This window comes from Duncaniella sp. C9 (assembly GCF_004803935.1).
GTDB lineage: Bacteria > Bacteroidota > Bacteroidia > Bacteroidales > Muribaculaceae > Duncaniella > Duncaniella muris.
The window spans coordinates 2,785,491-2,810,259 of the sequence record NZ_CP039547.1 but is presented as its reverse complement, the minus strand read 5'-3'; the positions used below and the strand labels follow the sequence as shown (position 1 = coordinate 2,810,259).

15 protein-coding genes, 1 tRNA gene and 2 pseudogenes are annotated in these 24,769 nt (G+C 47.2%); 7 read left to right on the top strand and 11 right to left on the bottom strand.

The genetic code is table 11. The features are described from left to right. Positions 1–75: 75 nt before the first annotated feature. From pta to E7745_RS11740, 3 genes are all read left to right on the top strand, one after another. Positions 76–1,092, top strand: a complete 1,017-nt coding sequence (pta, locus tag E7745_RS11750) for a phosphate acetyltransferase (protein WP_123398375.1) — start codon at positions 76–78, stop codon at positions 1,090–1,092. Positions 1,093–1,125: 33 nt separating this feature from the next. Beyond that, positions 1,126–2,328 carry an acetate/propionate family kinase gene (locus tag E7745_RS11745; RefSeq protein WP_107032707.1) on the top strand — a complete coding sequence of 401 codons (1,203 nt, stop codon included), beginning with the start codon at positions 1,126–1,128 and terminating at the stop codon, positions 2,326–2,328. Positions 2,329–2,425: 97 nt separating this feature from the next. After that, a complete protein-coding gene (locus tag E7745_RS11740) occupies positions 2,426–3,322 on the top strand; it encodes a diaminopimelate dehydrogenase (protein WP_123398373.1) in 897 nt (298 codons plus the stop codon). A 92-nt stretch (positions 3,323–3,414) separates the two neighbouring features. Here the strand turns inward: E7745_RS11740 and E7745_RS11735 are convergent, their stop codons facing one another. Further along, a complete protein-coding gene (locus tag E7745_RS11735; RefSeq protein WP_123398372.1) occupies positions 3,415–4,080 on the bottom strand; it encodes a carbohydrate-binding family 9-like protein in 666 nt (221 codons plus the stop codon). 37 nt (positions 4,081–4,117) lie between these two features. After that, positions 4,118–4,762 carry a LysE family translocator gene (locus E7745_RS11730; protein ID WP_369809759.1) on the bottom strand — a complete coding sequence of 215 codons (645 nt, stop codon included), beginning with the start codon at positions 4,760–4,762 and terminating at the stop codon, positions 4,118–4,120. Positions 4,763–5,090: 328 nt separating this feature from the next. Here E7745_RS11730 and E7745_RS11725 point away from each other — a divergent pair. Beyond that, positions 5,091–5,164 (top strand) — tRNA-Arg (locus E7745_RS11725). A 242-nt stretch (positions 5,165–5,406) separates the two neighbouring features. Here the strand turns inward: E7745_RS11725 and E7745_RS11720 are convergent. The 9 genes and pseudogenes from E7745_RS11720 to E7745_RS11685 form a co-directional block, all read right to left on the bottom strand. After that, positions 5,407–5,907: a hypothetical protein gene (locus E7745_RS11720; RefSeq protein WP_240740305.1), complete on the bottom strand. Its 501-nt coding sequence runs from the start codon at positions 5,905–5,907 to the stop codon at positions 5,407–5,409. A gap of 4 nt (positions 5,908–5,911) precedes the next feature. Next, complete coding sequence (gene bglX / locus E7745_RS11715) at positions 5,912–8,179, bottom strand: beta-glucosidase BglX (RefSeq protein WP_123398371.1); 2,268 nt, start codon at positions 8,177–8,179, stop codon at positions 5,912–5,914. Positions 8,180–8,197: 18 nt separating this feature from the next. Beyond that, positions 8,198–9,076: pseudogene (locus E7745_RS15275) on the bottom strand (glycoside hydrolase family 43 protein); the annotation flags it as partial. Between the two features lie 60 nt (positions 9,077–9,136). Then, positions 9,137–11,317: pseudogene (locus E7745_RS11710) on the bottom strand (glycoside hydrolase family 3 C-terminal domain-containing protein); the annotation flags it as partial. A gap of 104 nt (positions 11,318–11,421) precedes the next feature. Next, complete coding sequence (locus tag E7745_RS11705) at positions 11,422–12,594, bottom strand: SusF/SusE family outer membrane protein (protein ID WP_168182123.1); 1,173 nt, start codon at positions 12,592–12,594, stop codon at positions 11,422–11,424. A gap of 132 nt (positions 12,595–12,726) precedes the next feature. After that, positions 12,727–14,154, bottom strand: a complete 1,428-nt coding sequence (locus E7745_RS11700; protein ID WP_136408866.1) for a glucan 1,6-alpha-isomaltosidase — start codon at positions 14,152–14,154, stop codon at positions 12,727–12,729. 14 nt (positions 14,155–14,168) lie between these two features. Then, the gene (locus E7745_RS11695; protein WP_160630634.1) at positions 14,169–15,728 is read right to left on the bottom strand and encodes a SusF/SusE family outer membrane protein; all 1,560 of its coding nucleotides are present in this window, start codon (positions 15,726–15,728) and stop codon (positions 14,169–14,171) included. Between the two features lie 28 nt (positions 15,729–15,756). Further along, positions 15,757–17,496, bottom strand: coding sequence for a RagB/SusD family nutrient uptake outer membrane protein (locus tag E7745_RS11690; RefSeq protein WP_136408865.1), 1,740 nt, complete (start codon positions 17,494–17,496; stop codon positions 15,757–15,759). A gap of 17 nt (positions 17,497–17,513) precedes the next feature. After that, a complete protein-coding gene (locus E7745_RS11685) occupies positions 17,514–20,813 on the bottom strand; it encodes a SusC/RagA family TonB-linked outer membrane protein (protein WP_240740304.1) in 3,300 nt (1,099 codons plus the stop codon). A 198-nt stretch (positions 20,814–21,011) separates the two neighbouring features. Between E7745_RS11685 and E7745_RS11680 the strand changes: the two genes are divergently transcribed. From E7745_RS11680 to E7745_RS11670, 3 genes are read left to right on the top strand one after another with little or no spacing between them, the layout of a single operon-like run. After that, positions 21,012–21,599, top strand: coding sequence for an RNA polymerase sigma-70 factor (locus tag E7745_RS11680; protein WP_136408864.1), 588 nt, complete (start codon positions 21,012–21,014; stop codon positions 21,597–21,599). Between the two features lie 21 nt (positions 21,600–21,620). Further along, the gene (locus E7745_RS11675) at positions 21,621–22,628 is read left to right on the top strand and encodes a FecR family protein (protein ID WP_160680991.1); all 1,008 of its coding nucleotides are present in this window, start codon (positions 21,621–21,623) and stop codon (positions 22,626–22,628) included. 35 nt (positions 22,629–22,663) lie between these two features. Continuing rightward, entirely contained in the window at positions 22,664–24,748 is a 2,085-nt protein-coding gene (locus E7745_RS11670) for a glycoside hydrolase family 97 protein (protein ID WP_240740408.1), read from the top strand. Positions 24,749–24,769: the final 21 nt, after the last annotated feature.

The following is a 24,769-nucleotide window of genomic DNA, read 5'->3' as shown; positions in this document are numbered from 1 at the left end:
TAAACAGCCTCTTAAGCCTGAGCGCATTCTGACAAATTGTAATTGTCAAAATCTTTAATATTAAATCACATACCTATGGGTCTTTTTGAAAAACTTACCGCTAACGCAAAAGCAAAGCGTCAACGCATCGTCCTCCCGGAAGGCACAGAACCCCGCACTCTCACCGCTGCCGACCGCATCATAGCCGACGGTATAGCCGACATCATTCTGATCGGTGATCCGGCCGAGATCATGACAATGGCCAAGGATCTCAATCTTGAGAATATCGGCAAAGCTACAATCGTCAACCCCGCTGATGAAACAGTGATTGACAAATATGCTCCTATCTATTTCGAACTGCGCAAGAAAAAAGGCATCTCGATGGAAGAGGCCCGCATGACTTCTGCCAATCCTCTCTATCTCGGCTGTCTTATGGTGAAGGCCGGCGATGCCGACGGCCAGGTTGCCGGCGCGCTCAACACTACCGGCAACGTGCTGCGCGCAGCGTTCCAGGTAATCAAGACCATGCCCGGCATTGACGTGGTTTCAGGCGCTTTCGTGATGGTGCTCCCCGAAGGATCTCCCTATGGCACAAACGGACTGCTGATTTTTGCCGATTGTGCGGTTGTGCCCGAACCCGATGCGGCCCAGCTTGCCCAGATCGCAGTGTCAGCCGGAAAAACCGCGCGTGACATCGCAGGCATCGAACCCCGTGTTGCCATCCTCAGCTTCTCAACCAAGGGCAGCGCCAAGAGCGAACGAGTCGACAAAGTAATCGAAGCTACAAAGATCGCTCATGAAATGGAACCCTCTCTCGTTCTTGACGGCGAACTTCAGGCCGATGCAGCCCTCGTCCCCGGAGTGGCAAACAGCAAGGCTCCCAACAGTCCGCTCTCAGGCCGTGCCAACGTGCTCGTATTCCCTTCGCTTGAAGTCGGCAATATTGCCTACAAGCTCGTGCAGCGTCTCGGCGGCGTTCAGGCTGTAGGTCCGGTTCTTCAGGGTCTTGCAGCTCCCGTCAACGATCTTTCGCGCGGCTGCTATCCCGAAGATATCTACAAGACCATCATCATTACCTGCAACCAGGCAATCGGTCTTAAGGAAAACAACTAATCATACCTCTCATACGCAAAGACAGACTAAAGAATGAAAATCTTAGTATTAAACTGCGGTAGCAGTTCAGTAAAATATAAGCTTATCGACACAGCGGACAACAGTGTGCTTGCCGAAGGCGGCGTTGAGAAAATCGGACTTAACGACGGATTTCTCAAGTACAAGAAAAACGATGGCTCAAAGGCTGTCATCGAACTTGGTCTTGTTGACCACAATGGTGCCGTGCAGGCTATTCTTAACCTTCTGACTGATCCTGCGGAAGGCTGCATCAAGTCATATGACGAAATCGACGCAGTGGGCCACCGCGTAGTTCACGGAGCTGAAAAATTCAGCGAAAGTGTGCTTATTAACGATGAAGTCAAAGACATGATCAAGCAGTGCTACGACATCGCGCCTCTCCACAACCCCGCCAACATGACCGGTATTGACGCTATCACCACTCTCATGCCCGGCAAGCCTCAGGTAGCAGTCTTCGATACCGCTTTCCACCAGACAATGCCTGCAAAGTCGTTCCTCTATGCTTTGCCTTACAAGTATTATGAGGAAGACGGTGTGCGCCGCTACGGTTTCCACGGAACCAGCCACCGTTATGTTTCTCAGCGTGTTTGCGAATTCCTCGGAGTAGACAGCAAAGATCAAAAAATTATTACCTGCCATGTCGGCAATGGCGGCTCGATCACAGCTGTTGACGGTGGAAAGAGCGTAGACACTTCTATGGGCCTCACCCCGACAGAGGGCCTCATGATGGGTACCCGCGTGGGCGATGTCGATCCCGGAGCGCTTGTTTATCTTATGCTCAAACACAATCTGTCAGCCACAGATCTCCAGAAAATCATCAACAAGGAGAGCGGAATGGCAGGCGTGACAGGCATCTCAAGCGATATGCGCGAAATTGAAGCCGCTGTTAATGCCGGTGACGAGCGCGCTATCCTCGGACTTGCCATGTATGAGCAGCGTATCCTCAAATACATCGGTGCTTATGCCGCTGAAATGGGCGGTGTAGACATCATCGTATTTACCGGCGGCGTAGGCGAAAATCAGACTTCACTCCGCGAAGCAGTCTGCGAGCCCCTTAAGTTTATGGGAGTCGAAATAGATAAGGAGCTGAACTCTGGTATCCGTGGCAAGGAAGCAGTTGTTTCTACAGCGGCATCTAAAGTAAAGGTCGTTGTCATTCCTACTGACGAGGAATTGATGATTGCCCGCGATACTGAAGCGATTGTTTCCAAGAAATAATCAGAGACTATAAAATTTTTGATTCCGCGCCGGATCACTGCCACGTTCCAAGCTGGCATCTCAGGCGTGGAATCATTCTGATATTAATAATGCAAATATGACAAAGATCCGTGCCGCCGTAGTTGGCTACGGCAACATCGGCCGCTTCTCGATTGAAGCTCTTGAAGCAGCCCCTGATTTTGAAATTGCCGGCGTCGTACGCCGCAATGTGGCCGAAATTCCGGCTGAACTTGCCCCTTATAAGGTTGTCACCGACATCCGTGAACTTGGTCATGTGGATGTAGCAATTCTCGCCACTCCCACACGCGAAGTTGAAAAATATGCTCTCGAATATCTGGCAATGGGAATCAACACCGTTGACAGCTTCGACATCCACACTTCGATCATCGGCCTTCGCCGCTCCCTCGATGCCGCAGCAAAAAAGGCCGGCCGCGTGGCCGTTATTTCTGCCGGATGGGATCCGGGAAGCGATTCTATCGTGCGCACACTCCTTGAGGCAGCCGCTCCGAAGGGCCTTACATACACCAACTTCGGCCCAGGCATGAGCATGGGGCATACAGTATGTGTAAAATCGAAAGCAGGTGTGAAGAATGCACTTTCAATGACCATGCCAAAAGGTGACGGCATGCACCGCCGTATGGTCTATGTAGAACTTGAAGACGGGGCACGTCTTGAAGATGTGGCAAAGGCTGTTAAGGAAGATCCTTATTTTGCGTCTGATGAAACCCATGTGATGGCAGTTGAAAGTGTCGATGCTGTAAAAGACATGGGCCACGGCGTGCACATGGTGCGCAAGGGCGTTTCCGGCAAGACCCAAAATCAGCGATTTGAATTCAATATGTCGATCAACAACCCGGCTCTCACCGCCCAGCTGCTTGTTGGAGTGGCCCGCGCATCAATGCGCCTCACACCTGGAGCATATACAATGGTCGAAATCCCCGTGATTGATCTTCTGCCCGGCGAACGCGAAGATCTGATCGCACATCTTGTCTGATCGATAATCATTCAGATATATATAGCGTTCAGCCCGTCAGTTGAGACCTCAACAGACGGGCTGAATGCCATATTTGAAATAAGGTTGGATTGTCAGTCAGACACTCCGTCAAGAATGATCTGTCCGAAGTACTGAGACTGATGGAAGTCGGGCTCAGGAGTCGGCACCGGAGCCCAGCTGAGATAGTGAGGCTGAGAAGTCCCGGAAGCACATTTGTAGAAGTTGCCACTAAGTTCGACCGGCTTTCCTTCAAACTTGATTCCAAGAAGATTCAGCGGAATTGCTGCAAGAAGGTCCCAGGTGAACAGTCCTTCCACTTCACGGAACGGCCGGCGTCCGCATGACGGAAGCACGGCTATAGTGGAGATCTCTGAATCAGAGAGGGGAGTGACGTTGACAGCCCTCGACTCTCGGTGAGAGGCTTTGATCGCACCGATGCAGTTGAACTCAAAATTCCAGTATTTTTCAGATCCGTCTGGCTTCACGAAAAACATAACGCAGGAGTCTTCGTAGACAGGTGAATTGTTCTCGAAATTCATGGCACGCAGATAGTTGCAGCGTACAAAGAAATTGATGTAGATATGGTTGTCCGAATGTGCGATGGTAAACGTGGTGAGCGGATGGTAAGGAAACAGATCCTTCCAGTTGAGTTCACCTATGCTGTGGCGTACGCCTGATGATTCCAGACGGTTGAAAATAGCATCAGTATTTAAAAAATCAAGATCAGCTATATAGGGTACGTGTAGTGTCTTTTGCATATTTGCTGTTATGAAATAGAGTGGGGGATAGAATCAGTTAATTGAAAAACAGATCTTTAATACCGGTAATGAATCCAATAGCGCCCATAATGAGAATGATGGCGGCTAAAATGCGGTTCAGCAGCCACATGGAGCGTATGTTGAAATGGCGGCGCACCTTGTTGACAAAATATGTAACGCCAAACCACCACAGCACAGCACCAAGGAATATTGAAATGTAGCCGGCCACATAGTGATAGGCCTGAAACTCAGGAGCAAGAAAACTGAAACGGGCAAAAAGGCCGATGATGAAGAAAAGTATCAGAGGATTGGAGAAAGTGAAAAGAAACCCAGTCCCGAAATCTTTCCAGTAGCTTGCCGGCTGCATTGCCGCCGGCTGAAGAGCCCGCGATGGATTAGCCACAAACAGATAGGCGGCATAGACAATCAGAACAATTGAACCGATCACCTGCAGAACGCTCTGATTTGATTGTATGAAATCAGTTACAAATGACAGGCCAAGTCCGGTCAGCAGGCAGTAGAGCAGATCGCTGACACCGGCGCCGACACCGGTGAAAAACGCCGGCCAGCGTCCGCGGTTGAGCGTCCGCTGGATACACAGCATTCCGATCGGCCCCATCGGAGCCGAAACAAGAATGCCTATAAGCAGGCCTCGGAATATTATGACAGGCAGATGTATCACAATCTGCAAAGGTACAAAATCACTCCGAGGTCTCAAAATTTTCAGCATGATTGATGCCCGGCAAAATGCAATTTAGAAGTTTTGAGTAAGTATTGAAGATAGCTTCGTTGGTGGCGTAGTGGGTGACCGATCGGCGCGTCAGTGCATATCAGCGTTGGTAAATGGAAAATAAATGCAATTGGTTAAAAAAGCGTCTCTGTTGTTATATGGCTGATATGCCACCGGATATATAATGTTATAATACAAAATAAGTAATATTTGTCAAAGACATGTAGTCACTTTTGTTGGGAATTACGAAAAAAGTTGTAACTTTGCACCGCAAAAGGCTGGTCCGGTAGCTCAGCTGGATAGAGCATCTGCCTTCTAAGCAGACGGTCCCGCGTTCGAGTCGCGGCCGGATCACAAGGTGTAGTTGATTGATATTCAGTCGGCTACACTTTCTTTTTGCGCTATTTTTTATGCATATTCAAAAACCTTTTTCTCCTTTCAACACTCTGATTGAGGGTTTTGTGTGCTCCTTAATGTTTAAATTGGTTTAAAACTAAACTAAAAGGACTGACTCCTGCAATAGGTGCCAGTCCTAATTTTGTTTTGCCTCAAAAAGTTTTATCGGACAGCAATAAAACTATATACAACTTCGACGTTTAGGTTGCCTGGGAAGCCGCATCGCCGTCAGTGCTGTGCAGTGTAAGTACAAGTGTGGTGTCTGTTGTCTGGGTGGCACTCCATATTGAATGATGAAAGCCTATGGACCCATCATGGAGACAATGCCCATAGTTGTTCTGTGGCAGTTGATAATCTATTGAATCGAGCGTAAAGCGGCCTCTGTTGATTCGGTTGCCGTATCGTCCGATAATCGCTCCGAAGTTGCCGTCGATCTCGATATAGTCACGGATGTTGTAATGCCCGAGCACGACATCGCGTGGTCGGCCGTCTTTATCCGGAACCATAAGCGACACAATTCGGCCTACGTAGTTTGTGACGCAGACTTCCATATCGCCGTTGTGCAAGGTGAACAGGGATATTTTCTGATTGTTGACAATGGTGTCAAAATCATTTTTGTCAAGGCCTGATAAAGTCGTCTTTTGATTTGATGCGCAGCCAACCATTATCAGTGCGGCTGCGAAATAGATGATATGTTTCATTGTTTTATTCGGCATAAAAAATCAAGGATTGAAGATCCTTTGAGTCTGGACCCACCATAACGCGGAATTCACCCGGATCATAACCATATTTCAGCTCGTTGTCATAATATTTGAGCATGTCGCTGTCTATCTCAAAGCTGACATTCACGGTCTCGCCCTTCGGGATGAATACCCGTTTATAAGATTTCAATTCTTTGACAGGACGGGCTATCCGGGCAACTGGATCATTGATATACAATTGCACAATTTCGTATCCATCGTAATCCCCGGCATTGCTGACATCTATTGAAAGCGATATAGCCCCTCCTTTTGCCAATCGGTCGGTGCTTATATATGGTTTTGAATAAGCGAATGTGGTATAGCTGCATCCATAACCGAACGGATAAAGAGGTTCGTTGCTCACGTCGATATAGTTGCTTCGATAGGGGTTAAACTGCGTGGAATCAAAGTCGGGATGACTTGAGGGCAGATGATTGTAATACAGCGGTATCTGGCCGATTGAACGCGGCCATGTGGTAGTCAGTTTCCCGGACGGCACCTTTTCTCCGAAGACAACGTCCGCTATGGCATCGGCTGCCTCGCTGCCTCCGAACCACACATTCAGTATGGCTGGAATGTGATTGTCCTCCCAGTCAAGCACAAGAGGACGGCCGGTGAAAAGCAACAGTATTACAGGCTTCCCGGTAGCGTATAACTGTTTGAGAAGATCGCGCTGAGTATCGGGAATTGTGATTTCCGCTCGGCTCGACGACTCACCGCTCATTTCCGCGCTTTCGCCAAGCGCACAGATTATGATATCTGCGCTATTTGCAATTTCTATGGCCTGACGATGCATCTCGTCATCGTTCCCGCGAGCGATAGAACGGCCCCAGTCGCAATTTCGTTGGGTAGTCTCATCATAGTAGATATTGCTTCCCTGCGCATAAAGCAGTTCAGCATCGGTGCCGAGGGCGTCGCGGAAAACGTCAAGTAGCGACTTGTGATTTTCAGGCTTGCAATAGCCGCTCCAAGTCCCGCTCATGTTGTTTGCGGCATTGGCGAGAGGACCGATAAGCGCAATCCGCCCTTTCTTTTGCAAAGGAAGGAGATGCTTGTCGTTTTTAAGCAATACAAAGGTTTCGGCGGCTATATCCCGTGCAATCTTGCGATGTCGGGGCGTGTACATATCTTTAGCCAGACGCTCAGGCTTGCAATATTTATATGGATTGTCGAATAGTCCGAGCTGCTGTTTGGCTGTCAGGATGCGACGGCATGCGTCATCTATCATCTTTTCAGTAACCTGTCCGCGCTCAAGAGCACATTTTAAATCGTTGAGATATCTGCCTGTAACCATATCCATATCTGTACCGGCCCTTAATGTGACAGCGGCGGCATCTTCTTTATCTGCCACTCCCATAAGCGGCAGCTCGTCTATTGAGCCGTAGTCAGTGACAACAAAACCGTCAAAACCCCAGTCGTTACGCAACACCCCGTTGATAAGCCACTCAGAGGCAGTGGCGTGCTGACCGTTGATAAGATTGAACGATGTCATCACTGAACCGATGCCGGCATCCACGGCAGCCTTATAAGGGGGCATATAATAGTTGAACATACATTCGCGGCTCATGTCAACGCCGTTGTAATCGCGTCCGCCTTCCGCCGCTCCATATAATGCGTAGTGTTTCACACAAGCCATAAGGGATGAGTCAGAACGCATCCCGTCGCCCTGATATCCATGAACATACGCTTGGGCGAGAACACTTCCGAGATACGGATCCTCGCCGGAGCCTTCGGCGATACGGCCCCAACGCGGGTCTCGGCAGATATCGACCATCGGGCTATAATTCCAGTTTACACCGTCGGCTGTAGCCTCGATAGCTGAGATACGGGCCATTTCGGCTATGGCGGTGCTGTCCCATGAACACGACAATGCCAAAGGGATTGGAAAGACTGTCTCATAACCATGTACTACATCAGCTCCCACGAGCAAGGGTATGCCGTGAGGTCCTTTCTCAACTGCCAACCTTTGAAAATGGGAAACCGCATCAACTCCTTTGACATTGAAGAAGCCGCCAATTTTTCCTTGCATGATAAGAGAGTCGAGCACGGCTGCCTGTGCTGTTCCTGACACCACATCTCCGCCGACGGGCAAATTCAGCTGCCCGATTTTCTCCTCAATGCTCATCTCAGCCATAAGACTGTCGATGAAGCCTTTGTTATCTGTATCACGAGCCTGAGCGGTAGCGGCAGACAGTAAAAGCAGGACGGCTGTGGTTATATTAGAATGATTCATACTATTGCTTCGGTTGGTTCAGAATTTTGTTGCTGGCACCCCTGTGAAAGTCATCTTCACGGGGTGTATTCTGCCATTTGAGTCGAAATGAAGCTCATCGACACATATGACGCGGTCGTTACCGTCGGTCGCTCCGAGCGGATGGCGGTGGTAGACAATATAGTATCTGTCTGTTTTCGAGGACCGGATTACGGAATGATGCCCTGCCCCCGTTCCTATCTCGGGGTCTGATTCCAGAATCGTGCCTACTCGTCTAAAAGGACCAAAAGGGGAATCAGCAATTGCATAGGCCACCCGGTAGTCATCTTTTGTCCAGTCGCCTTCACTCCACATGAAATAATATTTCCCGTCCTTAACAAGCATGAACGGCCCTTCTGTATAATCCTTTGGAGTCACTTCTTTGTAGAGCGAGCCGTCGGGGAAAGGGACAAGAGATTTGAAATCGTCGGCGAGACGGACCATGTTGCAGTGTCCCCAGCCTCCGTAATACATATAATAACTCCCATCCTTGTCTTTGAAAACGAACTGGTCGATTGGCTGCGCCTCGTTCACGATCTCATTTATCAGTGGTCGGCCAAGCAGATCCTTGAACGGACCTGCCGGCTTGTCGCTGACTGCGACACCAATACCGCCGATTTCGCCCTCGTGGACATCGTTTGCCCCGAAGAAAAGATAATACTTCCCGTCCTTCTCAAGCACTGCCGGAGCCCACATCGCACCCCAGGCCCATTTGACATCTTCTGTACTGATGATGTTTTCATGTTTAGTCCAATGGATGAGATCGGTGGTAGAGAAGCAGTCCATTGCGGTCTGCTCCTTGAAAGGAAGGCTGCGCGTAGGATATATGAACACCGTGTCGCCATACACGATTCCCTCCGGATCGGCATACCATCCGGGGAAACAGGGATTTCCCCCTATATCGGTCGCACTATCATATTTCACAGCTACTTTATGTGGTAGGTCGGCAGATGACGAACCTACGGAAAAGACATATTTACCATCCAGTATACATTCGGATGCCGTTTCCTCGTCATAATAAGCCAAATAAGAGAACGGAATGTCAACAGACACACTGCGGGTTTCGCCCGGCGCGAGATCCACTTTTGAAAAACCAACAAGTTTCTTCTTTTCCCTAAGCAGTCCTTTCAATTTAGGAGCTGATACATAAACTTGCACTGTTTCCGAACCGTATATGGACCCAATGTTGGTTACATCCATTTTCAGGTTATAGCCAATCCCAGTTCGGGTCACTATTGGTTTGCCAATGTTGAAATCCGTATAGCTGAGGCCATAACCGAACGGGAACAGTACAGGGATATCATTATAATCATACCAACGGTAGCCTATGAGTATGCCTTCATCATAATAGATGTCACAGATGGCTGAATCATCGCGCCAAATACCCGGATAGCGGCGCTGGCCGTGGGTGGGCAAGTCCTCAATGCGCATAGGGAAAGTAAACGGTAATTTCCCCGACGGATTGACTTTGCCTGTAAGTACATCGGCAAGACTGTTGCCGGCCTCACTGCCGAGATACCAGTCCTGGACGATGGCGGCAACCTTATCCGCCCAGGGCATCAAAACGGGTGTGCCGGAGATGTTCACCATAATCAAGTTCGGGTTAATATCGGCGATAGCTGAAATAAGATCATCCTGGCCATATGGTAGCTGTAAGGTCTTTCTGTCGGCATTCTCGGTGTCCTGGCAGTGAGAGTGGTTCAAGCCGCCAATGAATATCACGACATCGGCGTCTTTCGCTTTTGCAAGCATATCGGTTTTAAGTTGCTCTGGAGTTCGTTCTTCGGTCAGCATCTCAACGTCCTGACTTGTCACATTGTCTTGTACCGTACTTCCTGCTCCGATATATCCTCGTTCCCAATCGATATTCGCGTTTTCCAATGCCGATTTCAATCCGGCCAAGGGGGTAACCTCATGCTGTACCTTCAAAGAAGCCGAACCTCCTCCGACGGTCATCATCTTCACTGCGTTTTCACCTACTACAAGGATTTTGCGTATATCCTGTTTAAGAGGCAGTATGCCGTTGTTCTTTAATAGAACAATTCCTTCGGAGCCAATCTTTCGGGCTGTGGCATAATGTTCGGGACATGTGAAACGGCCCTTCCAACTGGAAGGAGCCATTGACGTACGGAAAATTGTGCGGAGTATGCGCCTCACTCTGTCATTGAGATCGTCAACGGATTCGCGGCCATCCCTCAGCCGCTCAAGATATGGGTTGGCCATATAGTAGCTGTCGTAGGCATTCATATTTACCGACACGCCGTCAGTACCGGTTCCCATTTCAAGGTCAAGGCCGCCCTCAAGAACAGCGTCGGTGTTGTGCACTCCGCCCCAATCGCTGACTGCGACACCGTCGAATCCCCACTGCCGTTTTAATATATCCCTTAAAAGTCGTGGATTCTCACAGCAGTTGCGGTTTTCAAAGAGATTATAAGCCGGCATAATAGCCCACGCACCACCTTCTACGGCAGCTTTGAACGGCTTGAGATATATTTCATGCAAGGCACGTTCTCCGACATGTACATTCGTCGTATAACGGTTGTCCTCGTTGTTGTTCAGCGCAAAATGTTTGACACATGCCGCGACATTATTGCTTTGAACTCCCTGAATATAAGGCACGACCATTGTTGACGTAAGGAACGGATCTTCGCCCATGTATTCGAAACTGCGACCATTCAGCGGTGTACGCATCATATTCACCCCGGGGCCAAGCAGAATGTCTTTGCGGCGATATCGTGCTTCTTCTCCTAAGGCTCTTCCGTATTCACGGGCTAATTCCGGGCGCCATGTGGCGGCAAGGCAGCTTAGTGCCGGGAACGCCGTGCATGAGTCATTGGTCCACTCGGCACTGTTCCACTCGTCCCATAATACTTCCGGACGGATGCCGTGAGGCCCGTCAATACACCATAGTTCCGGGATTCCGAGACGGGGCACACCGGCAGAGGAAAATTTCGACTGGGCATGAACCATCTTGACTTTTTCCTCAAGAGTCATACGCGAGAGTGCATCCTCGATACGCTCTTCCAGTGGAGCCGAATAGTCGAGGTATTTCGAATCAGCCGCTTGTGCGGTGAATGAGCATAAAATGGCGGTTGCAATGACGAATTGTTTTGTAGCCATGGTAGAAATGCGTATTGTTTGTTTCGTGAAATGAAAATAGTAAAGGCTGCAGTTCATACTCAGTCGATGGACTGCAACCCCCGATATTGTATTATATCCCTTTGTTAGCGGATGATAACTTTTCTGACTGTAGTCCCGGTTCGCTGAATGTATACTTCCCCGGCAACAGGATTCATTACACGTATACCCTGAAGGTTAAAGTATTCGCAGGTGACATCGCCGCCATCTTGAATGATCTCTGTTATTGATGTCGTGGGTTCGTTGTTGGCTGAGACTTTCATTTTGTTGAGATCGAAGCGGATTTTGTAAGTGCCCGGTTCTTTGATTGCCCAGTTGTAATCTTCGTTCTGATCCGTCTTGATATCCAGACCGTCCTTGTTGTCGATTGCCAACTCTGTATTGTCTACTTCGGGGCGAAGATGTGTTCCCCATACGGGAGCCATCGATGCGCGGAATCTTTTGCCGGACTCGCAGTTGTCGAAAGTCGCCTCAAAGACGTTAGGCGAAACCTGTTCCATTGGCTGGAAAGACCAGTTTGTAAGGTCGCCTACCAGATAGAGATGGTTAGCGATAACTTTGTCGCTGAGGTATTCTGCGCTCATCTCCATGTTACGCAAATCAAGTGTAATTTTGTACGTTCCTGCATCAGATACAGTCCACTGGTTGTCGTTCAGGTCGGCTCCGCGGAATACTTCCATAGCGCATTTTTTCAAACCGTCAGCACCGAAGGCGGTGTTCTGTACTGGATGAATCCAGTTACCATCCCATTCCTTATCATTGCGCAGGCTGAACTTTAAAGCTCCCCCCTTCATATATGTCTGATATGTGAAAATGTAGGGGTCAGTCTCATCCACTGTCAAAGGAGTGCCAAAGGCTGGAGTCCAGCCTCCTACAGTCGCATCTCCCACAGCGTATATGCTGGGAGTAATCACGGGAAGTACCTCGCTGAAGTCCTGGGAGATGGAAACGCGAGCATTCTCTAGGTCGAACACGATACGGTAGTTACCGCTTTCGCTGATATACCAGTTCTTATCGCCGCCTTCCATGTTGCCATAGTCGATCACGGCAGTGGGCGATGTCGCGGGGCTGAGGAGAGTTTTGTCCTCGACGGCATGAACCTGAGGACGGCTGAATACTGCATCCCCACCGAATGGGCTGGCGCGGAAGCTCCCGTTGGAGACGCCATCGCCGCCTTCCACCTTGCCTTGGTAGAAAAATACGTGATCGGATGTTTTGATGAGTTCGAATGCGCTCCACGAGGTTTGATATCCGACCATATAGAGCTCGGAAATTTCCGACAAGGTTGCTTGAGCTGATGCACTGCCTGATATTGACAGGGTTGCAACAGCGGCTAACCAACAGATTTTTTTCATGATTAATTGTTGTTTTTCGGAGTTGAACTATTTGTGTTATTTGGAAAGCCTTACTATTTTGCATCCATGGGGCTCGATTTGCGCGCTGATTGCCGAGGCGGAGCCTTCATCAACATGTTTCCATAGGTCGCGTACTTTCATCTCACCGGCTATCCCCAGTTCCGCGAAAGACACATCGAATTTCTTGGGTTCATCTTCCCTGTTGAATAGACCTATGATATAGTCTCCATTGGTCATTTGGCCATACCAAATATTGCTTCCAGGCGACATAAGAGTAGCATCCAAAGGTTTTCCAACGAATCGGTCTTTGTTCAGAGCCAACATTTCCTCATTGGTGTAATATGCGACATCGCCATCACCAATGGTGCAGTACTGATCTGTCACGGCTATCGGACCACCAGCCATGAGTTGGATAGATATTGCGAACTCTTTTTCTGCCGGCGTCTTATAGCTGTGCATGATTGTGAAGTCGCCATCCAGAATTACCTTGCCTCGGCCCGAAATACGGCTCCAATAGGTAAAACCGTCATATTGGTTTTCACAATTCGGCCAAGAGAGCCAATACCGACCCTGGTCTTTTGAAGAAGTGAAACCCCAACCTCCGTTGAAAGTGTCGTTTACTATCCTTACCATATTTCCATATCTGCTTTCGATTTCAGCATCATTGTAAAGATGAGGCATTACCAAGGATAGATAGATTCCATATTTTTGTGCGGTCTTGCATATGTAAGCAAGTGCATCGGCATACATCTGTCTGCCATACCCTTTACCAACCGGAGTATCGGAATGACGGAATTCACCATCTTCAAACCACGATAGGAAGTCGATTCGGATTAGCTCTACACCCAAGTCGTTATAGTGCTTGAAAAATCCGTCAATATACTCCTTCGCACCCGGATGAGAGAACACGATGTATGTATGCCATTTGTCCTTGGCCTTTGGATGCTTTACTTTATCTATGGACTTATCATACAGAAGTGAACCCACCGTATAGTCCGTCCCGGGAATCAGGGTTTCCGGATCGCACCACATTTCCAGAGGAGAGTCGTAGATTCCCACTCGCAGTCCGCGCCGCTTCGCGGCCGCTATGAGATCCTTGATGGGGACCTGCCCCAAACGTGTCATATATGGCTGTCCGCCATCGCAGTTAATTGGCAGGAATCCGTCGGTGCAGACCATATCATACCCGTAGGGGAGCAGTTCTCGGGCAACCCAATCAAAGTTGAGTTCCCATTCTTCGAGGGGAATGTTGCGGCTATCCCAATCATCGCCGTCGAGTTCGTAGGCGCGTTCGTAGACACTCCAATATAGGGGCACCTTGAATGTATGTATATTGCCGACTTCCTCAAGAGTCGGATGCTCGTGTTGGTTGGGGAGCTGCATGTCGGAATAATCCTCCTTGCAGGAGCACAAACCGAAGATTGCGCAACATGCAACGCCCGTGATTATGAATTTCTTTATCATCGTAACTATATTTTTCAATTATCTAAATACTCAAATTTTGCAGTCCAGTTTTCAAGATTGAAGGTAATGCGGTAATTTCCCGCATCAACTATATTCCAGTTGAAATCGGGGGTGGCTATATTTACGAACTCCTCTGAGGAACATCCATTTTTGCCTACCTCAAGATTGGCGACTTTGGGGCGGATATGAGCACCCCAGTCCCGTACAGTCGATGCCCTCATGCTTCCGACATTGAGCTTGCCCTCATACGTGAAGATGTATTCGCCCTGTTTGACGCAGGGAGTTGCTATTGAAATGTCCCAATTGCCCGGAGTTGCATCGCCAAGGATATATAGGACGTCAGTCTTAATCGGGGTTACCTCGGGCCAATCATACTCTGCTTCCCCAAGATAAACCGAACTCATCTTGTATGTGCGCAGGTTGAATTTCAGTCGATATTTCCCTGCCGAAACGTTCCATTTATTATCGGGCCAGGCAGTGTAAATGAAAGAGGCGTCCTTTATGTCGTCCCGGCCTATCGGCGTTCCTGCAACTGTCGGCCTGATTGCCGACTTTCCATCATAACCACCTAATTCTGTATACAGTTTCAGTTCTCCTTCCGATAGCGTGCCTTCATAGGTGAACACATACGGATCTGATGAATCTTGCTGCAACGGAGTCATTGCGTTTCCGTCCCATCCGCCCTTGGTGCTTGTACCGAGCAGGAATAGTGTGGATGTCTCTATGGGGTCGACTGGATTTACGGGATCATCCTCTCCGTCTGTCAGATATTTTGCAGAAATCTTCCAATGTTCAAGGTCAAAAGTTATGCGGTATTTCCCTGCCTTTGTTACCAGCCAATTTATATCCGGGGTTGCGACATATATGAAATCCTCGTCAGCAACACCATTCTCGTTGATTTCGGCCTGATTGTCCACAGGGCGGATATGGGTTCCCCACGAGCGTTCCGTGCATGCGCGGAATTCGCCCTCGGTCAGATTGCCCTCATATACGAAAACATATTCGCTCTGTTTTATCGTTTCGATGGCTTCGTCAATATTCCACTGAGCTGCTGTGGCGTCCCCGATAACATAAACCGACTCGGCATGAACCGGCACCACATCAGGCCGTTCCGGGCCTTTCAGATATTCGGTGCTGAAGGTCCAGTGCCTCAAATCAAAGGTGAGCCGGTATTCGCCGGCGTCGGTCACATTCCACTTGTCATCAGGAGTGATGTACATCGTGAACGGCTCGTCGACAAGATTGGTCTTGCTAATTTTTTGTCCTACTACGGTAGGCCGTATGAATGTGATGTTCCAGTCTTCCGATGGTGTCAGCAAAAGCTTCAGTTCACCCATACCGAGAGTTCCCTCCCATGTAAATATAAGAGGGTCTTCTTTAGTTGGTGTAAACGGAGTAGGGTCAGTAATCGACCATCCGCAGGGGGCGGCACTGCCGAGCATGTAGAGCGTCTCGGACATTATGGGTAAATCTTCCTCGTAAATAACGAGTTCTTTCTCGCTGTCACAGGAAGAGAACCATGCGGTCATTCCAATGATGGCCAACAATAAAAGTATATTTCTTAGTTTAATCATGATTCTTGGTGATTGGTTATACGTTAATTTAATCATTATAACCCGGATTTTGCTTTAGCGCAGGATTGGCATTGAGGACGTTTCGCATCAACGGGAATATATCTGTATGATGGTCTGCGTCCGGAGTCTTATCCCACCATGAGCTTGTGGAGAATTTGCCAAAACGGATTAGGTCGGTTCGGCGGCGTCCTTCGGCAAAGTATTCGCGTCCCCATTCTGCCAACATTTCCTCCATATCCAACTTGGCCCTTCCATCCGGCAGATACAGGACTTCGTTCAGATTCTCGGATGGATAGTTACGCTTCCGCACACTATTGAGAAGTTTGCCGGCACCCGAAGCATCGCCTGAACGAAGCTTACACTCGGCAAGTGAGTAAATTATTTCCGGAAGACGAATTTCCGTATAATCACTTTCAAGCTGATGTGCGTCAGCATCGGTATACATCGGGTATTTTACAAAGTGCCATCCCGAATTATGGTCTCCGTTCATCAGATTGCTTGTCTGACCTTGTGGCCATGTATCAGGAGCCATTCCCTGGAAATTTCCGACCGCGTCGCGGATATATAGATCATAGGAACGTTCCGGCGCACGTACACGAGCAGTCTTGCCATTATCGTCCACATATTCCAGGTAGCCAAACAGAAACATACCTTCTCGTTTGCTGTTACCGAGGTTGCGGTACAGTTTCATGCGTTCATCGCCGGGATATTTGCGGAAATTCTGTATGGGCATACCCAATTTATAATTATACAGAGTGCCATCGACATCATAGCTGGGAGAAGCGGCATATTTCACGTTATGCTCACCTGCTTTGCATTTGGAATCCTTAAGATAGAAACGAGCCTGCGAAGGAACTGCATACCAGTAGACATCGCCCGAATAGTGCCAATATGAGTAACCGGAACTTGCCGGGTAGCCGAAAATTACCTCGTCGCATGTATTGTTGTCCCAGTCAAAGGCTGCGTCCCAACGGTCGGAAACTTCATAGGGCCCATATACGCCGTCAAGTATATTCTGACAGAGTCTGGCGCAATCGTCATATCTTTCCTCGCCAATATATACCTCTGCATTCAGATAAAGGCGCACAAGCAACGCAGCGGCTCCAGCCTGAGTCCATTTACCTTGTACAAGAGCCTGAGTTCCCAATGATTCCTTGCGAGCAAGCTTATTGACACAGTCCTTCAATTCGTTTTCAATAAATGTAAACAACTCTTTGGGCGCTACCTGATAATCGGTGTTTTCGGTCTTGTCATTGAAACTTACTACAAGCGGGCAGTTGCGGAACGCATCCAACAATGTCAGATAGAACATCGCTCTGAGAGTGCGGCACTGTGCCTTGTAATCGTTGAAATCCGATTCTGTCAGGCCGAATTTGGCCGGGTCAAGAGATTCAAGATCCTCAATCACATAGTTACATTGACCTATTCCTTGATACTGACCGTTCCAAAGATAAAGGATGTCGGTACCATCTTCGGCATTCCATGTGTGGTAGTGGTACCTGCGCCAGCGGCCACCGTCATCCCACCATCCGTCACGGGTTGGTGTGATCAACTGATCCGCCGTGAGTTCCTGAAGAACCTGACGTTCTTTTATCGTGGCAAAAGCATGTTCAAACGGGCGTGCAACAGCACGTTCGATATCACTCTTCGTGTTGTAGAAATTTTTAGTTGCTACCGAGCTATAGAGTGTCTCGTCAAGATCGGTGCATGCGCATCCCATGGTCAACGCCAGTAGGACAAATGCGTACTGTATGAGTTTACTTTTCATGATAGTCATTAATTATATTAGAAGTCAACTTGCACACCAAGCATGAACTGACGTGTAGATGGGAAATAACTGCGTGTGGCAGTCGTACCCGATGTGCCTGGTGTCAGTCCGTTGACTTGATATGTTGAAGGATCAACGCCGGAAAACTTGGTAAGAGTAAACACGTTATGGATTGTACCATATACTCTGACCTTATCTATAAACCGGGCATGCTGCAAATTGATTGTATAGCCTAAGGAGAGCATGTCGAGCTTGAAATAATCACCTCGCTCAAGGAAGTAATCGGTAACGGCATGTGTTGCCGTCGGACTAATGGCAAAGTTCTTGCTGTATGCTTTCTTAAGGACATTTCCTGTAAATTTACGTGTCCCATAATAGAAATCATGTATGTTGAATATATCGAAACCGAAAGCGCCACGGAAGAACAAGGAGAGGTCAAAATTCCTGTATCGGAATTTATGTGTGGTGGACATCGTGAATTTAGGCAGCCCGTTGCCGACTTTTTGACGATCTTCCTCGGTTCCTTGGCCGGCTTTGATGACATTGCCATCCTTGTTTTCAATAAGCCACTCGCCATCAGTATCCACTCCCACATATTTCCACATATAGAAATTGCCGATAGACTCTCCCTTCTCTATGCGTTGGAGATAGTAATTTGCATATGGCGCTTCTGTCATACATAAGGAGTAGTAGTCCTGTCCGACATATTCCGAATTGCTGAAATCCACGAATTTATTGGCCATTGTCGAGCCGATCACACTGAAATTGTAGCTGAAATCTTTAGTCTCGACAGCGTTAAAGTTCAGGTCAAATTCAAATCCATAATTTTTCATTGTGCCCACGTTTACAAACGTCTCGTCAAAGAGATATGGTGGCACCGGCACTTTATAATATCCCAACAGGTCTTCGGTTCGGCGGTTGAAATAGTTGAACGATCCGTAGAATCGGTTGTTGAACATTGAAAAGTCAACTCCGACATTCCAGTTTTTAGCTTTTTCCCATTTGAGGTCGGGATTAACATTGTTGGCCGGTCCCCAAACTTGAAAGTCTTTGCCTCCCCAATTATAATAACCAAAACCTTGCATTGTGGCTATTGACAGGTAGTTGCCGAAATCCTGATTACCTGTGACGCCATAGTCGGCACGGAGTTTAAGGTCGTTGAGCCAACTCCTCGATCCTTCCATGAAAGTCTCTTGGCTGAGGCGCCATCCTATCGACACAGCGGGAAAATTACCCCATTTGTTATTGATGCCGAATTTTGAAGAGCCTTCACGTCTGATGGATGCTGTCATCAGATATTTTCCGTCGTAGTCATAGCTTAGACGACCAAAGAATGATATAAGTTTGTTGTCATCGCGATAGCTCTCCATACAAACTTCTCCTTCGTCTTTGGCAAAGGAGCCCGAACCGAGATTGTCGTATCCGAGACCATCGTTGGGAAAATCCTTATTTTCCGCATAAAGGCGCTGATATTGAGTATATTGATAGGAATAGCCCAACATAAGTTTCGCATTGTTCTTTCCCATTCTGAATCCAAGATTGGTAAGCCACTCCACAATGTACTGGCGTGTCTTATAATATTCTCTGCTTGCCTCGCCTTCACGACCGCTGTTAATGGCCATTGTGCTTGTCGAGGGACGGAACCAGGAGTTGTTATTGTCATATTGATGGTCGGCAAACGTTAGCTGACTGTTGAGAGTAAACGGACATTCTTTTTGAGAGTTCCATAGTAAAGGAAGCAGATTGATTTTCGCCGTTGCATCCCAATCAAGCAGCTTTGTTTCTCCATGATTCTTTTCAAGCTCCTGAACTTCAACGGGATTGTAAGGACATACTTGTCCTTGGAAGTTATAATAAAGCTGAGGACTATTCACATCCATAAGCGGAGTGGTTGGATTTGCCTGCTTGGCATAGCCGAACACATTCCAGTCGGCATAGTCTTTGTAAATGATGCGGGGTGCAACATTTATATTAAAATCAAAAAGATCACCTTTCGACTTCAATTCCATAGAGGCACGCGCGCCGTACTCTTCGCGATTTGAGCGCAAATCCACGCCATTTGAATTACTATAATCTGCACTAACTCTAAAATTAGCACGCTGTGTACCTCCAGAGATACTCAAGGTGTGTTTTTGGGCGAATCCTGTGCGGCTCACACCTTTGAACCAGTCATAGTTGCCACCAAGGTCGGTACCACTGTCACTCCAGCCAAGACGGATATTACGGTAATCGTCAGCGTCCATGAAATCAAGCTCATCAATAATTTTATCCCATGCCACACTTCCCGAATAAGTTACTTTGTAGCTTCCATCTTTTGCACCTTTCTTAGTGGTCACTACTATCACACCATTCGAGCCCCGCGTGCCATATATAGCAGATGCGGCACCGTCTTTCAGGATGTCAAACGAAGCAATGTCATTAGGGTTAACATTGGTTAGATCTCCTCCGGGAACACCATCTATAACAATCAATGGACCGAGACCGGCTGAACGCGAAGACACACCTCGAATCTGGATACTTGCTTGATTATTAGGATCACCTGCACCGGTATTGGTAATTGACACTCCGGGCACTTTTCCTTGTATGAGCATTGCGGGGTCCGAAGAGCTGATAGTCAAGAAGTCTTTCTCGCCAACATGGCTTATCGCCGACGTCAGTTCTTTCTTATCCATTGTGCCATAGCCGATGACCACGACTTCACTTAACAACTGAGAGTCTTCGGTTAGAGTGACATCCAGTACCCCGCTTTTCTCTGCTTTCTTTTTTTCGGAGCAATAGCCTACATATGAAAATAGAATGTTACTGCCGGCAGGCACCTCTATTTCATATCTGCCATCAATATCGGTTGACACACCGACTGCTGAAACGTCACTCCTTACCGAGGCTCCAATCAGAGGCTCCCCGGAGGGATCCGATACAATACCTGAAACTTTAATCTTATTACCTTTGGATGCAGAGTCTTTTTTATTTACCTTAGTCGGCCTACTGTTGAGTACAATTTGTTTTTTGTCGATAACATAGCTTATACCATGCGTGGCAAAAAGTTTATCAAGGACAGATGTTAAGGCCTCATCCTTGACTTTGAGTGTTACGGGAACATTTACATTTATAGTCTCTTTGCTATAAATAAACCGGTATTTTGTCTGCTGTTCTATGGATTTAAGAACATTTTCCAAGGCAATTCCATCGACATCAATGGATACCTTGCTGTTGGATGCGTAGGCCGATAGCCCATAGCCAAACATCATCAGGAAGAGCATAGCCCTAAACATCAGATGCCAACGGCTACGCATTGGATGTGAATTTGTTTTTTCCATTATTTTGATATGATTGGTATTGTTTTCTGGTATGATTTTTGAGGTAATTTATAGATTTTTATGATAATCTAAATAAAGAACGATTGTGAAAAAATAATCCACATCGAGAAAGTACAAAATTTTCAATTTATTCATTTTTTGTTTGAAGTGCTTGGAAGCGAGCGTAATAATGATTAACTTCGCAACAAATATCATAACATGGAAAACGAAAAATTTGAAAACGAAATGCTTTTAGTGGCTGCCTTGAAGATAGACAGCCATGAAGCGTTTGTTAAAATTTTTCGACATTATTATTCAGACCTTGTAATCTTCGCATCCCATTTCATCCCGGATAAGGAGACATGCGAAGATATAGTCCAGGAAGCATTTGTGAAAATCTGGACGAACCGAAAAGTTCTTGAAATTCGAACATCACTGAGGACATATCTTACATCCTTAGTACAGCATCTTGCTTTAGACGAAATCAAGCACCGCAAGGTTAAGACCCTATATCAGGATATGAACCATGAGATTATCATGTCCCTGCCAGCTGATGAACATGTCCTGTATTCGGAATTGAGTGACGCTATTGATAATCTGCTCTCACAGCTCCAACCGGATGTTCTTGAAACATATAGGTTGTCAAGAACACATAATCTGAAATATACCGAAATCGCCGAGAAACTCAATATCTCGGTCAGGACTGTGGAATCTCGCGTCAGCAAAACGATAAAATTCCTTCAACAGAATCTCAAAAATTATAAGATCATCATATATTGGATTCTAACGTTTCAACACCTTTTATAAGAAATTACGATGGATAATAACATGAATAATACGATAGATTCCTTAATTAGCCGCTATCTGATGGGTAATGCTTCATCGCATGAGATTGAGGAATTACGGCGTTGGATTGAGTCGGATGAGCAGAATAGAAAATACTTTCAGCGACAACAGGATATATGGGCAGTCTTGAATCCGACTATAGATATAAACGATATAGATACCGTAAGCGCAGAATTGAAAGTGCTTCGTAAGACCGGTATCGTATCTTCACGTTTTGCAATATTCAAGAAGTTGCTCGGATATTGGTCGCGCATTGCAGCTGTTGCTATTTTGCCACTACTTGCAGTGGTAGGATATCTGATTTATAGGCAATCGGAGGGACGAGATATTGCTGATGTGACAATCACCACATCTTTTGGCTGTCTCAGCAGCACGGTTCTTCCAGACGGCACAATCGTATGGCTTAACGCAAACAGCTCATTGCAATATGACCCCATGATGGATGACAATGTGAGGAATGTGATATTACACGGAGAGGCATACTTTGATGTCAAAGCTGATGCGAAACATCCATTTAATGTAAAGACTCCATATATGACAGTCACGGCAACCGGTACGGAATTCAATGTAAATGCCTATGACTCGTCCGCTTCCATAACATTAGTCGATGGTAAAGTAAGTGTAGAAGTAGAAAGTAAATCAATGACACTTAATCCCGGCGAACATCTGGCAGTAGCAGATGGCCGTCCAACAATTAGCAACCATATAAATACAGAAAAATATTGCTGTTGGAGAAATGGCACGTTAATCTTTGAGGATGAACCTCTTTTTAATATCTGTAATAGGCTTCAGCAAATATATGATGTTGAGTTCGATATTGCACCAGAATTGAAAGAGAGAACATTCCGGATGATTCTTAACGGCGAGAACATAAGCGAGGTGGTGCGTTTCTTTGAATTGGCCGCTCCCGTGACGTGTGAATTTGAGAACCTGAAATCCCCCGACGATACGACCAAATTTAAATCAAGAATCCGCATAATGCCTTCCTAAAATCATATAATCGAATCTTTCACATGAATGTGCCTATAAAATTATTCGCTATTGCCCTTGTCCTTACCGGCTGTAGCTCTACCACTGAAAATCTGCTTTCGCCAGACGGCAATATCGAGATTGCCTTTACTCTTACAGACAAAGGCGAGCCATCCTACTCCGCAAAGTACAAAGGCAACGACATCGTTCTGCCTTCTTTGCTGGGCTTTGTACTTAAAGATACAACCTCTCTAACCGACAATTTCAAGATAACAGGCATCGAACGCTCTGATTTCAATGAGTCATGGACACCAGTATGGGGTGAAAATGACAGTATAGAGAACTGTTACACACAGATGATCGTCAACCTCCAACAGGGCGACCGGAAAATGGACATAGAGTTCCGAGCATATAATGACGGCTTCGGCTTCCGATATATATTCCCTGAGCAGACGGCCAAAGCATTTGTAATCGCAGACGAAGCCACACAGATAGCAATGGCTGGCGACCATACGGCATGGTGGATCCCCGGAGATTATGACACCCAGGAATATGAATACACTACATCACGCCTAAGCGAAATACGCGCCCACGCCGATGATAACTTCATGGATAATGCGTCGCAACAAAGATTCTCACCTACGGGAGTGCAGACAGCCTTGATGCTAAAAACCAACGATGGCCTTTATCTTAATCTCCACGAGGCGGCATTGGTCGATTTCCCTGCGATGAGTCTCGAACTCAATGACACCACAATGACATTTAAAAGCCATCTCACGCCCGGACAAGGCGGTACGATCGCGACTATACACACTCCCTTTAAAACGCCGTGGCGCACCGTCACCGTAGGAGAGAAAGCAACTGACATTCTCGCATCAAATCTTATTTTAAATCTGAACGATCCCTGTGTTTTGGACGACGTATCATGGATTCATCCTACCAAATATATGGGAGTATGGTGGGAAATGATTACCGGCAAAAGTTCATGGAGTTATACATGGGCCGATAATTTCGATCTTGCGACTTTTGATTATTCAAAAGCCAAACCGAATGGCATTCATGGGGCTAATAATGAGAATGTGCGGAGATATATTGATTTTGCGGCAGAGCATGGTTTCGACCAACTTCTTGTCGAAGGCTGGAATATCGGTTGGGAGGATTGGTTTGGCAAAGAAAAGGACTATGTATTCGATTTTGTCACTCCTTACCCCGACTTTGACATCGCCGCACTCAATGATTATGCCCACAGCAAAGGCATCAAATTGATGATGCACCATGAAACTTCCTCATCAGTCGACAATTATGACCGGCATATGGATGCTGCCTATGACCTAATGAACCACTACGGTTACGATGCTGTAAAAAGCGGATATGTAGGCAACATTATACCAAAAGGAGAACATCACTATAGTCAGAAACAGGTAAAGCACTATCTCGACGCAGTTAAAAAGGCCGCAGACAAACATATCATGGTAAATGCACATGAGGCTGTACGCCCGACAGGCCTATGCCGCACATACCCCAATCTCATAGGCAACGAAAGTGCTATGGGGCAGGAGTTCGCCGATATGAGTCCGCAACACTGCACCATATTGCCTTTTACCCGCCTTAAGGGAGGCCCTATGGACTTCACTCCGGGCATATTCCGTATGAAGATAACCGACTTTGCTCCCGGCGGTCAAGGTAGACAGAAGCGTGCGACCATCCCCAACCAGCTTGCATTGTATCTCACCATGTACAGCCCCTTACAAATGGCTGCGGATATGCCCGGGCACTATCAAAAGCACATGGACGCATTCCAATTTATCAAAGACGTACCGGTTGATTGGAGCAAAAGTGTATATCTTGATGCAGAACCGGGAGAATTTATTGTAGTCGCCCGCAAAGACAAAGGCAGCGATGCATGGTATGTGGGAGGCGTTACTGATGAAAATGTCCGAGACTATACACTTGACTACAACTTCCTGCCACTTGGCAAAACGTATGAAGCAACCATTTATGCCGATGCTCCGGATGGCGACGGTTTTGACAATCCCGAAGTTTATACCATTACCACCAAGACGGTAGACAGTACGTCAAAAGACAAAATCCATATGGCTCGTGGCGGCGGATTCGCAATTTCAATAAAACCAGTAGAATGATTGGCAAATAGGTACAAACCA